The 14,503-nt window shown below is 65.4% G+C and carries 10 protein-coding genes and 1 pseudogene; 6 read left to right on the forward strand and 5 right to left on the reverse strand.

Features of this window, described 5'->3' with window-relative positions:
* From HNH97_RS17030 to bcsA, 4 genes and pseudogenes are all read right to left on the reverse strand, one after another.
* Positions 1 to 519, reverse strand: a pseudogene (locus tag HNH97_RS17030) (hypothetical protein); the annotation flags it as partial.
* 31 nt (positions 520 to 550) lie between these two features.
* Positions 551 to 1,702, reverse strand: a complete 1,152-nt coding sequence (locus HNH97_RS17035; protein WP_244949519.1) for an acyltransferase family protein — start codon at positions 1,700 to 1,702, stop codon at positions 551 to 553.
* Between the two features lie 78 nt (positions 1,703 to 1,780).
* Complete coding sequence (locus HNH97_RS17040; protein ID WP_110914028.1) at positions 1,781 to 2,464, reverse strand: SGNH/GDSL hydrolase family protein; 684 nt, start codon at positions 2,462 to 2,464, stop codon at positions 1,781 to 1,783.
* Between the two features lie 182 nt (positions 2,465 to 2,646).
* Positions 2,647 to 7,437 (reverse strand): UDP-forming cellulose synthase catalytic subunit, encoded by a 4,791-nt coding sequence (bcsA, locus tag HNH97_RS17045; protein WP_171791678.1) that lies wholly within the window; start codon positions 7,435 to 7,437, stop codon positions 2,647 to 2,649.
* An 831-nt stretch (positions 7,438 to 8,268) separates the two neighbouring features.
* On the opposite strand from bcsA, the gene HNH97_RS17050 reads away from it, so the two are divergent.
* Together HNH97_RS17050 and HNH97_RS17055 are read left to right on the forward strand one after the other, a co-directional pair.
* Positions 8,269 to 8,985, forward strand: coding sequence for a TetR/AcrR family transcriptional regulator (locus HNH97_RS17050; protein ID WP_171791679.1), 717 nt, complete (start codon positions 8,269 to 8,271; stop codon positions 8,983 to 8,985).
* A gap of 381 nt (positions 8,986 to 9,366) precedes the next feature.
* Positions 9,367 to 10,080, forward strand: a complete 714-nt coding sequence (locus tag HNH97_RS17055) for a Crp/Fnr family transcriptional regulator (RefSeq protein WP_171791680.1) — start codon at positions 9,367 to 9,369, stop codon at positions 10,078 to 10,080.
* Between the two features lie 460 nt (positions 10,081 to 10,540).
* On the opposite strand, the gene HNH97_RS17060 is transcribed toward HNH97_RS17055, so the two are convergent.
* Entirely contained in the window at positions 10,541 to 11,626 is a 1,086-nt protein-coding gene (locus tag HNH97_RS17060; protein ID WP_171791681.1) for a hypothetical protein, read from the reverse strand.
* A 275-nt stretch (positions 11,627 to 11,901) separates the two neighbouring features.
* Between HNH97_RS17060 and HNH97_RS17065 the strand changes: the two genes are divergently transcribed.
* The 4 genes from HNH97_RS17065 to bluB all read left to right on the forward strand — a co-directional run.
* A complete protein-coding gene (locus HNH97_RS17065; protein ID WP_110914033.1) occupies positions 11,902 to 12,780 on the forward strand; it encodes an aldose 1-epimerase family protein in 879 nt (292 codons plus the stop codon).
* A 164-nt stretch (positions 12,781 to 12,944) separates the two neighbouring features.
* Complete coding sequence (locus tag HNH97_RS17070; protein WP_171791682.1) at positions 12,945 to 13,139, forward strand: hypothetical protein; 195 nt, start codon at positions 12,945 to 12,947, stop codon at positions 13,137 to 13,139.
* Between the two features lie 205 nt (positions 13,140 to 13,344).
* Complete coding sequence (locus tag HNH97_RS17075; protein WP_171791683.1) at positions 13,345 to 13,983, forward strand: hypothetical protein; 639 nt, start codon at positions 13,345 to 13,347, stop codon at positions 13,981 to 13,983.
* A 62-nt stretch (positions 13,984 to 14,045) separates the two neighbouring features.
* A partial coding sequence (gene bluB, locus HNH97_RS17080) for a 5,6-dimethylbenzimidazole synthase (protein WP_171791684.1) occupies positions 14,046 to 14,503 on the forward strand: 458 nt, incomplete at its 3' end.

A 14,503-nucleotide genomic window follows, 5' to 3' on the forward strand; every position in this document is an offset into this window, starting at 1 on the left:
GGGGGCCGGACGCATCTCCAGCGAGGCCGGGTCCGGCGCGCCCGGCCGGGTCCCCGATGTGGCCGGGGCGGACGCGACCGGGTGCGTCTCGAACATGGGGGCCGCAGGGGCCGCGGGCGCGGCAGGGGGCGCCTGCACCGGGGCGGAGGGCGCGGTACGCATCTCCAACGACGCGGGATCCGGCGCGGACGTGGCAGGGCGCATTTCCAGCGAGGCCGGGTCAAGGGCGGCGGTGCGCGTCGCCTGCGATGACGGGGCGGGGGCCGGGGTGCCGTCCCCCCAGTCCGTCGCATCGTCACCCGCCATGCCCGCGGATGCGGACTGCGCCCATGCCGCAACCGGCGTGCACACCAGCACGCCCGCCACGCCCACGCCGCCGACCGCCATGCCGCCCATCGCCATGCCCCACAGGGCCGTTGCCCCCAGCAGGGTGGCGCACCTGCGCGGCGCACGCCCGCGGGGCGTGGGGGAAAGCCGGGGCACGACAGGCCCCGGCACGGTTGCACGATGCTGCATCATATCCCTGCCCACGGGTCCGTTGGCCCGCACGTCAATGCACACGCGAGGTATAGGAGACATATCCCAACCCCGCCGAAAGCAGTCCGCAGGCGCACACCAGCGCCAGCGCGCCACGGTTGCGTGCCACGGTGCCGGCCCGTCCTTCGTAATCAAGGAAGGTCCGTTCCACGAAAACATAACTCAGCAGCCCCACCAGCAGGGCCACCACCAGCACGCCCGCCATCGTCAGGCCCGCCACCTGGAACATCAGCAGGTAATTCGCCAGCACGATCACCGGCCAGTGCCACAGGTACACCGAATAGGAAATCACCCCCAGCGGCGACACCGGCCCCAGCGTCACGCGCGCCACGTCCGTATGCGGCAGCATGATGATGGCCACCACCGCAAGGCAGGGAAACACCACCCCCCATGACGGGCAGGCATAATCGCGCGCATAGAACACGCACGCCCCCACCAGCACGCACAGCGCCAGCGCATAGGCCACGTTGGCCACCGCGCGCGGCAGGCGCGGGCGCGGCAGCATCCAGATCAGCGTGCCCAGCGCGAATTCCCACATGCGGTCGGTGATGCGGTAGTACCCCTGCCCGTCCCCCGCAAGATGGTCATGCAGGCTGCATCCCGCCGACACGGCAAGGATGCCAAGCAGCGCATACAGCCGCCAGCGCACGCGCGGCAGCATGACCGCGACGACAAAGATGACGGCATAGAACTGCATCTCCAGCGACAGCGACCAGGTGTGCAGGAACGGATAGGCCAGGGCCTGCCCCTCGAAATAGCCGACATGCCCCGCCGCCCAGATGTTCGACAGGTACACCAGCGCATAGGCGCCATTGAGCGCGATGTCGGCGCGATCGCTCTGCAGCACCCACCACAGCATCCCCGCAGAAATCACCGCCACCATGCACAACAGCGCGGGCAACAGGCGGTACAGCCGCCGGCAGGCAAAGCGCGCGGGCTGGAACGGGTCCTGCATCAGTGCCGAGCGCCCCATGAAATAGCCCGAGATGACGACAAAGATGTCCACGCCGACAAACCCGCCCGACAGCCATCCCGCATGCATCAGCACCACCGCCGCAACCGCCAGCGCGCGCAGTCCGTCGATGTCACGGCGACGGTCGCGGGGAAAGAACTCCTCGCGCAGTCCGTCGCGCCATTTGCGTCTGGCGGGCATGATGGCGGTCATCTGTTGCATCGGCCTGTGTTGCACATGGGGAGGATCACATGGGGCGCGGAAATGGAGTAGCGGGGACGACGCCGGTACTCAGGGCGTCGCGGGGGGGCCGCCGGGGGCCGCATCCTTCAGCTTTTCAAGATCCGGCAGGGTGGCGCGGATGATCGCATCCCCCCATGCGCGGTAACTCGCGGTGGTGGCGTGGATGCCATCGGTGGTGCTGATGCTCCCCCTGGGCATCAGTTGCGTGCCATCGACATAGGTGCATGGCGGCGAGGCATCGGCCCTCAGCAGGCCCGCCAGTTCCTGCGCGCGCTGGTCGGTCTTGCCATAGCGGGGGCTGTACTGCCCCCATGTCGGCCCGACCCAGATGCACGCCGTACCGCCAAGCGCATCGGTCAGGGTCTTCACCTGTTCCTCCAGCCAACTGGCGGAAACGGCCTTCTGCCCATAGGCCCCCATCGTATCGCCAAGGATGACCATGACGGCGTCGGGATGCCATTTCTGGATCAGGCCGCCGATCTGCGGCGGGGCGGCGGGCTTCATGTCGGCGGGCTTCACCGGTTCGTCGCCGATGCGCTGCGTCGCGCCACAGCCGTTGTTGGGCGTGGGCACGACCCAGTCCGCCGCCGTGGACGAACACACCGCATAGGTCACGACCTTCGCCCCCTGGCGGGAAAATTCGTCCGGCAGCACCGACAGGAGCGAATCCTTGAAGGCAACATGGCTGTCCCCGATGATCAGCAGCGTCAGGCCAGCAAGAAGTGCGCTCATCTTTCAGTAAACTCCCTCAACGTATTTCCATGCCATGGCGCGTCACGTGCGCGCCGGCATGCCGGATCGATGCAGGCACGCGCGTCACCCGTGGCGCACGCCGCCGGGAACATGCCACCGGGGGCATGTTCCCGGGGACACGCCGGCCCCCGGCATCGCACGGCGCGCGCAATGCACCAGTCCTAGTGCCCTGCGTCAGGCGTGTCCTTGATCTGGTTGCCTTCTTCAAGGCGCCTGCGGGCACGGCGGCGCAGCAGCCTTACGGCCGCGGAAGCCACAAGCCCCGCACCGACCAGCCCCAGCACATACAGCGTGAGCGGACGTGTCCCCAGATACCAGTCCAGCCACATCCACCACGGCAGCGACCCCATGGTGAAGGTCGGCGCGGTGCGGTAACTCGTCAGCCTGTCGCCATTGCGCAGCACGAGGTCACCCTGGATGCGCGGCACGTCCGCCTTGCTGCGCAGGCCCATGACAAGGTCATGCATGCGGCCGGGCGTATCCCCCATCAGGGCGACGACCGAACGGTCCGAACGGTACGGCGACTGCGCCCCGATCAGGACACCCGCCCCGGCGATCGGCGCGTTCAGGTTGGCCTGCACCCCGTCCTGCAACCCGGCATGGTCATGGTCCTGGAACAGGTACCAGATCCCCTGCAGGCCCATATGCTGGCCCACGCGGATATGCCCGTCCGACAGTTCATAGGGGGAGCGCGCAAGCAGTTCCGCGAACTTCGGCGCGTCGCCCGCCGTCGCCAGCACGACAATGTCACCCTGCGGCGGATGGTCCGCCAGTTCGCTCACGTCCTCCACCTGCACGCCCGACGCCGGATACCACGTCGTCGAACCGAAGAAGCCCATCAGGTCCATGAACGTCCCCGCCGTGCCCACATCAAGGTGGTGCGGCACGACGACCGTCGTCTCCGACAGGTCCGCCATGCGCGAGAACGGGAACGCGGCCTCCGCGAAGTAGGACAGGTTCGGCAGCCGTGCGAAATGGTAGCCACGGCGGAAATCCATCCACGAATCGGAATCGACGCTCATGTGGATGTCATCGGGGGTGCGGCGGCACACGCCACGGTCGATCGGGCGGGCGTCAAAGCTGAATTTCAACTGGTTCTGCCCGAACAGGAGCCATGACGGCAGGGCGGCGGCATGTTCGACCGCGCCCGCGTGCTGGTTGACCAGCCGTTCCGACCATGCCTGCCACAGGCTTGGCGGCTTGAGCGTGAAGCTGTCGAGGTAGTTGTTGTTCAGGTGGACATCCAGGCGCGACGTCTCCAGGTCCACGACCGGCCCGCCGGGCGTACGCACCCACAGGTCGATGGGATAGGGACGGTTGCGCCACGAATACAGGTCGGGCGGCAGGTGGAACGGCAGCGCCATGACCGGCGGCGCGAACCCCCCGCCCTGCAGGTCGCTTGCGGCGACAAGCTCGCCAAAGCGTACCGGGCGGTCCGTGGGGACAAAGGCGGGCGCGTCATACGGGCGGCGCGGCTGCAGCGTCACGTCATCGACCACCTTCGTCGCCACCGCGCCCAGCGTATCGGGGGAGAACGCCAGCACGCGGGCCGCGACCTCCACCTCCTGCGCGTTGCGGCCGGTAATGACCAGGATCGTGCCCAGCCGGTCATTGGGGTTTTCGACTTCCGACAGGGTCGGGCCGGTCGGCCGCGTGCCGCGCGTGTCGATGGGCAGGTTTTCCCCGATCGCGACCGCATTGCCCGATGCCGGGATGGTGGTGGAGACGGGGAAGGACGCGGTGCGGAAATCCGCCAGCTTGCCAAACCACGACGCCACCAGCGCCGACGCCTTGAGCATGCCGTGCGCATCCGGGTTGGGCATGACCACCGGCACGCGCAGCGGCGTGCGCAGGTTCGGGTCATAGAACGGCGCGGGCAGGTACGACAGCTTGCGGTCGGGCGCGATGCGCGTCGTCGTCAGCGTGACGGTGGACAGGTCGGAGATGCGCGCCCACAGCACCTCGTTGTAAAGGTCGTTGCAGTCGCGGCGGTATTCCCCGGCAAAGTGGAAGTTCAGCTTGTTGTCGCCGGTGAAATACAGCGGGTCGATATCAAAGCTGACCGGACCGAAGCGCGGATGTTCGGGATCGACGCGGATCGTGCCGACATACTGTTCATTGAGCGTGACGCTCACCGCGCTGGCCTCCGGCAGGAGGGAGGGCGACAGCGCCCCCGTCAGCGTGATGCGCGCGCGCGTCACCACCCGGTTGGCGGGCACGATGACATCCAGGCCCTGCAGCGGCGAAAACCCGCGCAGCGTCAGCGGCCCGGTCGCAAGGCCAAGGTCGCGGAATGTAGAGGTGCGCGTGATTTCCCCATCCGCGACGCGCGCGGCATCCGCCGGGTCGATCGGCGGGGCGGACGCATCCGCGGGCAGCGCGCCGGTATTGGTGTCGCCAAACGGCGCGGCGGGCGACACGCCGGTCCGTTCGGACAGGCGCGCGCGCAACTGCTGCGTCGCAGGCCCGGCCGGAAGCTGCACCGCGGTGGCAGGGGGCACCTGTTCCCCGGCAGAGGCCGGCGCAAGCTGCGGGGCCGTCGGCAGCGTGCCCGGCGGCGGCTGCAACGGTGGCTGCGTGGGCGGCGGCGGTGCCGTCGGCACCGTCGGGACCTCCGCCTGTCCGCCCGGGGCGGGCGTGGCGGGGGAAGGAGCCTGCGCAAGCGAAGGCGCGCTGGCGGCCGACAGGCCCATCAGCACGAGAAGCGAGGCCGTGGCGCCGCGGCGGGCGCCCCGTCGGACGGGTTTCAGCACGAGGCTCTTTTTCTCCAGTTTTTCTTCTTTGACGTGTTCGGCTTCCTCCAGCGGCGCTTCCTGCGGGGCCTGCCAGCGGAAAAGTTTCTGGCCACGGCGGAACAGGCCGCCGATGCTGCGCAGGACCATCAGGAAACTGCGCAGCGGGCGGTCGGGCTGGAAATCGGCCCAGTTGGCCCACGCATCGCAGCGGCCAAACATGAACTCGACGATCTGGCGCTCCACCTCAAGGTCATCGACACACCATTGCAGGTGCAGCGTGCCCGGCTTGGAAAACAGGATCAGCGCGGGGATGCGCACGTCGATGCCGTCCTTCCTGTCCTGGTACAGCATCGTGATGCGCGTCTGTGTCGGCAGGGCGTGTTCCGTCGAAAGCCGCGCCGCGATCCCGCCAAGGGAGATGTCGCTGGTATGGGCGTGGTAATGGTGCCCTTCCTCGTCCACCAGCGTGATCGGCAGGTTGGCGCGCACGCGCGGCTTGTGCCGGATCTGGCGGGTTTCGCGCCCCACCGCGATGGAGGCAAGGACGATGATGAGGCTGACGGCCACCCACAGCGTATTGAGCGCGAAGGACTGCAGCGCCAGCCTGTCATGATATTCCCACAGCATCCCGCCGATCCCGCGCACGAGCGCAACGGCGAGGATCCCGGCAAGGATGACATTGGGATAGACCGCGTTGAGGTCGAAATATTCGTTCTGCAGCAGGCCGCCCTTGTCCGTGACGTTGAACTCCCCCTTGCGCGGGTTCAGCAGCGTCATGATCGTCACCCGCACCAGGAACAGCGCCAGCGTCGTCTCGTAGATCTCGCTCCAGAAGGAATAGCGCCACCGCCCCTCCACCCGCGACAGGGTGGCGATGGAGTGGAAGACATGCGGGAAGGCATAGACCAGGATCGCATAGGGCGAGGCCGCGATGATGTTCTGCCCCAGGAACAGGAACGCCAGCGGGGAGGCCAGGAAGATCAGGCGCGGGATCGCGAACAGGAAGTGCGACATCGCGGAGAGGTAGCAAAGCCGCTGCTGCCAGTGCAGGCCGGGGCCAAGCAGCGGGTTGTCGAGCCGCATGATCTGCAGCATCCCGCGCGCCCAGCGTACGCGCTGGCCGATATGCAACATCAGGCGTTCGGTCGAAAGCCCGGCGGCCAGCGGTTCGCGCAGGTAGGCGGTGTGCCATCCCTCGCGCTGCATCTTCAGCGCGGTGTGCGCATCCTCCGTCACCGTCTCGGTCGCGAACCCGCCGATGCCCAGCACCGCCGAACGGCGGATCGCGGCGCACGAGCCGCAGAAGAACGTTGCGTCCCAGAAATCATTGCCATCCTGCACCAGGCCATAGAACATGTTGCCTTCCGGCGGGACATGCTGCCCGGAGGCGAGGTTGCGCTGGAACGGGTCGGGGGAATAGAAATGATGCGGCGTCTGCAGCAGCGCGAGCTTCGGATCGGCCATCATCCAGCCGATCGTCTTCTTCAGGAAGCCGCGCGTGGGAATGTGGTCGCAGTCGAAGATGACGACATATTCCCCCTCCGTCACGCGCAGGGCGTGGTTGAGGTTGCCGGCCTTGGCGTGGTTGTTCTGGTCGCGGATGATGTAGCCCGCGCCCGCCTCCATCGCGAAGGCGTGGAAGCTTTTGCGGCGCCCGTCATCAAGGATATAGACGTTGAGCTTGTCCTCCGGCCAGTCGATGGCCAGCGCGCCGAGCACGGTGGAACGCACGAGGGAGAGTTCCTCGTTATAGGACGGCACGTACACATCGACCACGGGCCAGTCGGCGGTGTCGGGCGGCAGCGGCAGCGGCTTGCGGTCCAGCGGCCATGACATCTGGAAATAGCTGAGGCACAGCGTCATCAGCGCATAGAGTTCCGCCAGCACCAGCAGCAGCGACAGCACCGCCTGCAATGGCGAGTGCAGTTCCAGCGTCGTGGTCAGGCGCCACACCATGTAGCGCAGCGACACCAGCAGCGAGAGCATCATCAGGAAGCACGTGATCCCCCGCCCCTTGCGCCCCTTGAGCACAAAGAACAGGAGGAGCGTCCCGCACGAGACGAGCGCCTGGCTGTTGGTTGACATCGTGACGCCGCCGACCATCAGCATCAGGAAAACCCCGACGGCGATCATCACGAAAGGGGAAAAGGTGGAAACGATGGGGGAGTTTACAAACTGCTCAAGACGCAGGCGTTTCAGGATATCCCTGTACATCATCGTCCCGTACATCGTTTCGGAATTCCAATAAAACGGGACATGCCCGACCGTCCGGCCCTTCCGGCGACGTGCCCGCACGTCCCCGATTTCCGCAAGACAGCCGGGTCCGTCCCGACATCCATGTCATTAGCCAACAGCTTCCATGCCGCAATCACGCCATGGCCCGGCATCGCCCCCTGTCGGGACAGGTCTGACAGGCCCTCATATCCGTCCTGATTTCAGGCACTTATGAACACTGTTAATATTGCCTTAAAAAAGCATCTACCGGCCACCCCATAACGTGTCAAGCAACTTAATGACCCTGCGGGTGGCAAAACGGGTTCGTGGCCATCATGTCGACATAATCCGATTCCATACGGTACAGTACCGTTTCCAGAACCGGACAGGTTAAAACACCATACACCATTCGCACGTAATATTGTGACAACAAGGAATTATTTCCTGATTTTTCCCCTGTCCCCCGCATGGACTTCCGGGCTTTCGGCATGCTTTAAGAATATATGACTTACACCATGGGACTATAATTCATACCACACATACTTTCCCCTTTTCGTGCCGGCGCCCTCCCCCCGGCGACGAATCAGGATGCGCGGTATGATACCCCCCAGCAGGGATGCATGGCATGTCACAGATCAAACCTGATCATTTTTCACACTGAGATTTCGGGAATGGCTGGGTACCGTTTACATCACTCCTCCTGCGGGCAGGTTCTGCGCCACCATGCCATTGTGGCAAACATGGCGCGGCCCATGCGTTACACGATTCCCCGCAGCAAGATCGCACAAAGCCATGGATATGCAAGAATCTGATATCAGAAATGCAATATCTGACATGAACCAGCCCCCTTCATGGCCCCGCCCCATGGCGCGCCCCTATCACAAGGGCAACGTGGCCGAGGACCTGCGCCTGGCCACGCTGCGCATCCTGCAGAACGAACGGCTGGAGGACCTGTCGGTCCGCCGCCTGACGCGGGAGGTCCGGGTCGCGCCCGCCAATTTCTACAACCACTATGCGTCGCTCAACATGCTGCTGGTGGAGATCGCGGCCGACTGCCTGGATGATTTTTCCGACATGATCGGCCATATCGCCCACCGCTCCGCCAGCCGCCATGACGCGCTGAAACGCACGGTCACGCATTATGTGGAGTTCGCATGCCGCCATACGCAGCTTTACCGCATGATGTTCGGCTACCTGACCGACACGGCGCAGCACCCGCGCTATAGCCGTGCGGCGCAACGCACCTTCAACCGCCTGCGCGACCTGATGGAGGCGGAGGAATTCCCCTGCGCCGAATCGGCGGACTGCGCCACCGCCCCCGCGGGGGAGGGTGTCGCGCATACCGGATACTGCATCTTCGCCATGAGCCACGGCCTCGCGGGGATGATCGCCGAAGGGCACATCCCGCTGGAACAGCAGCGCGAGGACAGCATCCGCACCTTCGTCGCGCAGATCCTCGACCTGTTCACGACCAACCGCCTGATGCAGGGGCATGCGCCAGCGGGCATGCTGGCCGCCCGCGACGTCGCCCGCCCCGATGGGCCGTGCTGATACGGGACGGGCGGGGGGCATGTTACAGCATTCGTGGCGACAGATAGGGATGTCTGCACACAAATGCTTTACAAACCTGTAACAATAATGGTTATTCATAAAAAATAGTTTGAATTATTAATGTATTTTTTAGGAATCTTTAAATAAAAATACATAAATTATTGACACGATGCATGTGTGATGCTGTTATCCCCATGCCTGTTTCGTGCCGACATCGCGTGTCCGCCCCTTCGTAACGCCCGCAGGGGCCGCCATGATGGAACGCCCCATCCGTGCCGCGCCCTGACCCGCAGCGCATGACGGCCACAAGAGACAGGCTGACGAGAGGCGGTCCCAACGGCCTGCTTCCCCCTTTCACCGGCAGAAGAAGACAGCATCGCGATGCCCACGACCCCCTTCACCTCCCCGGCGGCGCACAACGGGATACCGTCCTTTCCCCCGATGCCTGACCGCCTGTGCCGCGACATCGTGGACTTCTGCAACAAGCACCACACCACCTGCCGGGAGACGCGCTTTCGCCCCCGCAACGTCATCATCGAGGAAAGTGCCACCGCGCATTACACCTTCCTTGTGCGCCACGGGACGGTGAAGCTGTCGAAATCCATGCCCAACGGCCGCAGCCAGATCGTCGGCTTTGTCGGCAGCGGGCATATCCTGGGCACCAGTTCGCAGGAACTCTACATGTTCCAGGCGGAGGCGATCTCCGATGTCACGGTCAACAGGCTGAGCCGCACGATGTTCGAGGATATCCTCGTCAACGCGCCGGATATCCTGTCGCGCCTGCTGGAGGAGACGACATCGCAACTGGTGATGATACAGGAACGCCTGCTGGCGCTGGGGCGCAAGACCGCGCGTGAAAAGCTGGCCGGTTTCCTGCTGAGGGAGGCGACGCGCAATAATGGCAGCGACATCCACCTGCCGTTCTCGCTACAGATGTCGCGCGCGGACATTGCGGATTACCTCGGCCTGTCCACGGAAACCGTGTCGCGACTGATGAGCGTCTTTCACCAGGAAAAGATGATCCACCGCTCCCGCCAGGTCATCCAGCTACTGGCCCCGTCGCGCCTTGCCGCGATGTCCTGCACGATCCTGTAAGGGCGCCCGCCCGCCCTGCCCTGCCCCCTGCGGCCGATATGGCCGGCACGGACCTGTGCGCCCATGCCCGCAACAGGCCGACAGGGCACATACCGCGCAGGAGAACACCGGGCGGAACATCCGCCGGAACAAACCGGGAAATGGCGCGGACCACCCCCGACAATCCCCACACCCGACAAACTATACACAAAGTTATCCACAGACCTTTCCGGAAATCTGTGAGCATCCTGCATGGGCGGCCTTCTGCGGCGATTCTGAAAAATGGCGGAAAACCGCCAAGGAATCGCATACCGATCCAAAAGGGGAACGGTTATATGACCAAGCAGGCCAAGATACGAGTCCTGTTTGCCAAAAAGAATCCACACCCGCCGCGCACGTCCCCGGATGCCTGCAACGACTCGTGAAGCAAGCTATGTCCACCCCTTTCATGCGGGCATCTTTCCACGCCCCGGACACACCATCATGATGGCGGCCGCGCCATGTCGCGGACCTGTGGAGAAAGGTGCGCCACGCGGACCACGTACTCCCCGGCGGGACGTTCCGGGTCATGGACCGCCCGCGCCAGGTCGCGCGTGATGCGTGCCGCCACCCCCGTACGGTAATGCAGCGGGTCCCAGAAACTGTCGCGCACGTCGGCGATGGGGCCGGGAATGTCGAAATCGACCACGATGGCGTTGGGCACATGGTCCATGTCCGCGACGATGCGCGCGCGGCACTGCGCGATGGCCATGGCGCGGGCGGGACCTGCATGCTGCTTCATTTCCCGCGCGACGGGGGGAAACCAGACGATCTTGAGCGTATCGGCCGGGATGCGCGCCAGCAGGCGCGGCAGCAGCGCGAGCGAGGGCGCGGCCGCCACCCGCGACGTGGGGGATGCGACCGGCGTGGCCGACAGCCACAGCGCGAAATTGGCGCTGACCCGCGCACGGTCATAGGTCGCGTCATCGGGGACGAAGCTCTGGTATCCGTCCGCCCCGGCATGGTCGGCCTTCAGCCCAAGCTGGTAAAGCGCCTGGTTCGCGGCCTCCTGCAACGCATACAGGTCGAGCATATGGCCGTACCGTTGCCATGGCGGCGCGGAATAGACCCATTCCGGCCACTGCTCATGCGGTCCGCGCGCGGCGTCATCGCCCGACAGGCACCATACATGGTCAAGATCGAGCATGACGACCCGCGGGGCGGCATGGGCCAGCATGAACACCTCGAGCAGCCGGTCCTGTTCCCATGCGGTGGCGTTGTTCATGGCAAGGTTGACGAAGCGCGCGCCAAACAGCGGCCCCATCATGTCCGGCCGGATCAGGCGCGCGGTGGAGGTGCCGAGCATGGCCGCATCGAACCGCCCGTCGCGCGCCAGCGCCCCCATGGTGTAACGCGCGTTGCCCCCCGTCGGCACGCGCGACAGCGGCAGGTGCACCGGCAGGACATTCCACGCATCCATGCCGGCGATGAAGGCGAACACCACCCCCACCCCCGACAGCCCCACGGCCAGCAGCGTAAGCGCGAAGGCGCGCCATGTCCGGGGCATGGAGGATGGCGTCGTCGTCATGCCTGTCCCGTGGCTGTGGTGAATATGGGGCTTTCTACCGCCGCGCCTGTGTCCGCGCAAATATGGCGAAAGTAATAAAAGTCTTGGGGTGCCGGATTTTTCCAGAAAGACGGCGTCTTTCGAAGCTTTTTGAAAAAAGCTTCACCAAAAACTCCTGAATGTTTTTGGGGGCGCACACCACACCTGTTGTCACAAGGCTGGCGGCGTGGCCGCACAATCGGGCATCCTGCCCGCATGACGCGCATGCAGATGCGCATGACAGAAGGAAACACGCGATGAATGAAGACGTCAGTCACAGCTTTGGCGATTCGCGCCTGCGCGCCACGGTGGCGCTGCATGGGGCGGAACTGTGCGCGCTGCATGACGAACTTGCGGGGTGCGACCTGCTGTGGAACGCCGGGGACGCGTGGAAACGCCACTCCCCCGTGCTGTTCCCCATTGTCGGGCGGCTTGACAACGACACGGCGCTGTTCGACGGAAAACCCTACCGCATCACGCAGCACGGCTTCGCCCGCGACATGGATTTCCGCTGGATCGAACGCAATGCCGATGGCTGCGTGCTCGAACTTGCCGACAATGAGCAGACGCGCGCGCTGTTCCCGTTCGCCTTCCGGCTGAAGATCGCCTACCGCATCGCCAATGGCGCGCTGGAGGTGGATTACCGCGTCATCAATCCCGACCCCACGCGCACGCTGTCCGCCTCGCTCGGCGCGCATCCGGCCTTTGTCTGGCCGCTGCGCCCCGACGTGCCCAAGGATGCGCACATCATCGAATTCGACCAGCCCGAACCCGAAAAGGTGCGCCGCGTCGCAGGCGGCCTGCTGTCGCCCGACCTGTTCCCCACCCCCATCGTGGGACGTGAACTCGCCCTGTCGGAAAGCCTGTTCGCAAAGGATGCGCTGATCCTCGACCATCCCGCCAGCCACGGCCTGACCTACCGCATCCCCAACGGGCCGGGCCTGCGCTTCACATGGAAGGGCTTTCGCCAGCTTGGCCTGTGGATGAAGCCGGGTGCCGACTTCCTGTGCATCGAGCCGTGGTACGGCATGAGCAGCCCGCAGGATTTCAGGGGCGAATTCGCCACCAAGCCTGGCCTGTTCCACCTGCCGCCCGGACAGGAATGGCACGCGAGATGGAACGTCGCCCCGGTCTGAAACCGCCCCCGGCGGCGCCTGCGGGACAAGCATTGCAAAAACATCATGGGACAGGGGAAAACGCTGCGAAAATATCATATTGCCAGCAGCGAAATACGGCGTAGCGTCCGCCTCAGGAGCAGCTTGCGGCAATCGTGCCCGCCAAGGCTCATGGAAACGCTCAGATGAGTACTTTTCACCTTGTCCCCGCAACCGGCCTTCCCCCCGGCACGCAGGAAACCCGCCAGGCAACCGCAGGTCTGTTCGCCTGGTTCGCCGCCGCGTTCCGCCGTCGCGGCATGACGGAACTCGCGACGCTCAACAGCGTCGCGGTGCCGATGTCGGTCCGCACGGCCATCGAAGCCCCGATTCGCGGCTGAGGCTCCGGCCTGTCGCGCCCCCGGCCCCCGCGATCGGGAAAGGGGCGCGATAAAGCGCATCGGGGATAATGCTTTTCCATGCCCATGATGCCATAATGTGTGGCGGCGCAGCGATGCGCCGCCACATCTGTTTGCGCCATGCACCGCCGGCACCACAGCATAAGGAACCCCGCGTGAACGACCGATACAGGCCCGGACATTCGTGATGGCGCGCTGTCGTATCCGCCCCCGTTTCCACCGGGGCACATTCCGCCACGCGTCGCGCACCGCGCTGTCGGGGGCGCTGGTGCTGGGCCTGTCCGCGGCCCTTCCCGCCCTTGTCCCCGCCCCCGTGGCCCATGCCGCCAGCGTCGGCATCCCCGGCCTTGGCGATTACGCGCGCTTCGGGGTTACCGTCACCGGCAATGGCGCGTATGGCCGCTGCACGGTGCAGGTCTCCTTTGACGCCGGGCGCTTCGCCTCAAGCGCGAAGGAACTCGACAGCATGGGCATCCTCGACAACGTGGACACGCCCCTGCTGCGCCGGCGGACCAATTTCTACATGCGCGCCACGGCGGAGGAGATCGCCCCCGTCGTGGTGGACCATGCCTTCCAGCGCTTTGGCCACCGTGAGCAGTGCAATTTCGAATTCCTCTCGCGCGAGGGATGGTCGTATGGTGGGGACACGGGCAAGCCGTTCATGAAATTCACCATCACCGCGCGCACCGCAACCCAGGTGGACTGGTACAAGGCCAGCTTCGACGAACTGCACGAAGTGGCGGGCGGGTTCTGGGAGGACGCGGCCTTCGCCGGCCCGGCACAGCCCGAGGAACCCGGCCCGGCAGCCTATGGCCGCCGATACTGAACGCGACGCCTGCGCGCGATCCATGCCGGCCCCGCCCGCACCCGCCCCACAAAGGAACAGTCATGACCCAGCCCGGATTTTCCGGCACGTTTACCAAGGAATTCGAAACCCTGCTGCGCTGGCGGCGCGACGTGCGCCATTTCCGGCGCGATCCCGTCCCCGCCCCGGTGCTTGACGGGCTGCTGGCGACGGCGTGCCTTGCGCCGTCGGTAGGGCTGAGCGAACCGTGGCGCTTCGTCCGGGTGGACGACCCCGCGCGCAGGCATGCCGTGCGGGAGGATTTCGCGCGCTGCAATGCCGAAGCCCTCGCCGCGCGCGACGGGTCCGACGCGGGCGATTACGCGCGGCTGAAACTTGCCGGCCTGGACGATGCGCCACACCATGTCGCGGTGTTTTCCGACAACGACCCGGCGCAGGGGCGTGGCCTGGGCCGGGGCACCATGCCGCAGACCACCACATGGTCCACGGTCATGGCCATCCATACCTTCTGGCTGGCGGCGACAGCGGCGGGGGTGGGGGT

Source organism: Gluconacetobacter entanii, assembly GCF_013155425.1.
GTDB lineage: Bacteria > Pseudomonadota > Alphaproteobacteria > Acetobacterales > Acetobacteraceae > Novacetimonas > Novacetimonas entanii.

What these genes read in the sequence shown, in the direction of transcription:
- HNH97_RS17035 (WP_244949519.1), bottom strand. Translation starts at nt 1,702, where the DNA reads ATGACCGCCATCATGCCCGCCAGACGCAAATGGCGCGACGGACTGCGC.
- HNH97_RS17040 (WP_110914028.1), bottom strand. Translation starts at nt 2,464, where the DNA reads ATGAGCGCACTTCTTGCTGGCCTGACGCTGCTGATCATCGGGGACAGC.
- bcsA (WP_171791678.1), bottom strand. Translation starts at nt 7,437, where the DNA reads ATGATGTACAGGGATATCCTGAAACGCCTGCGTCTTGAGCAGTTTGTA.
- HNH97_RS17050 (WP_171791679.1), top strand. Translation starts at nt 8,269, where the DNA reads ATGAACCAGCCCCCTTCATGGCCCCGCCCCATGGCGCGCCCCTATCAC.
- HNH97_RS17055 (WP_171791680.1), top strand. Translation starts at nt 9,367, where the DNA reads ATGCCCACGACCCCCTTCACCTCCCCGGCGGCGCACAACGGGATACCG.
- HNH97_RS17060 (WP_171791681.1), bottom strand. Translation starts at nt 11,626, where the DNA reads ATGACGACGACGCCATCCTCCATGCCCCGGACATGGCGCGCCTTCGCG.
- HNH97_RS17065 (WP_110914033.1), top strand. Translation starts at nt 11,902, where the DNA reads ATGAATGAAGACGTCAGTCACAGCTTTGGCGATTCGCGCCTGCGCGCC.
- HNH97_RS17070 (WP_171791682.1), top strand. Translation starts at nt 12,945, where the DNA reads ATGAGTACTTTTCACCTTGTCCCCGCAACCGGCCTTCCCCCCGGCACG.
- HNH97_RS17075 (WP_171791683.1), top strand. Translation starts at nt 13,345, where the DNA reads ATGGCGCGCTGTCGTATCCGCCCCCGTTTCCACCGGGGCACATTCCGC.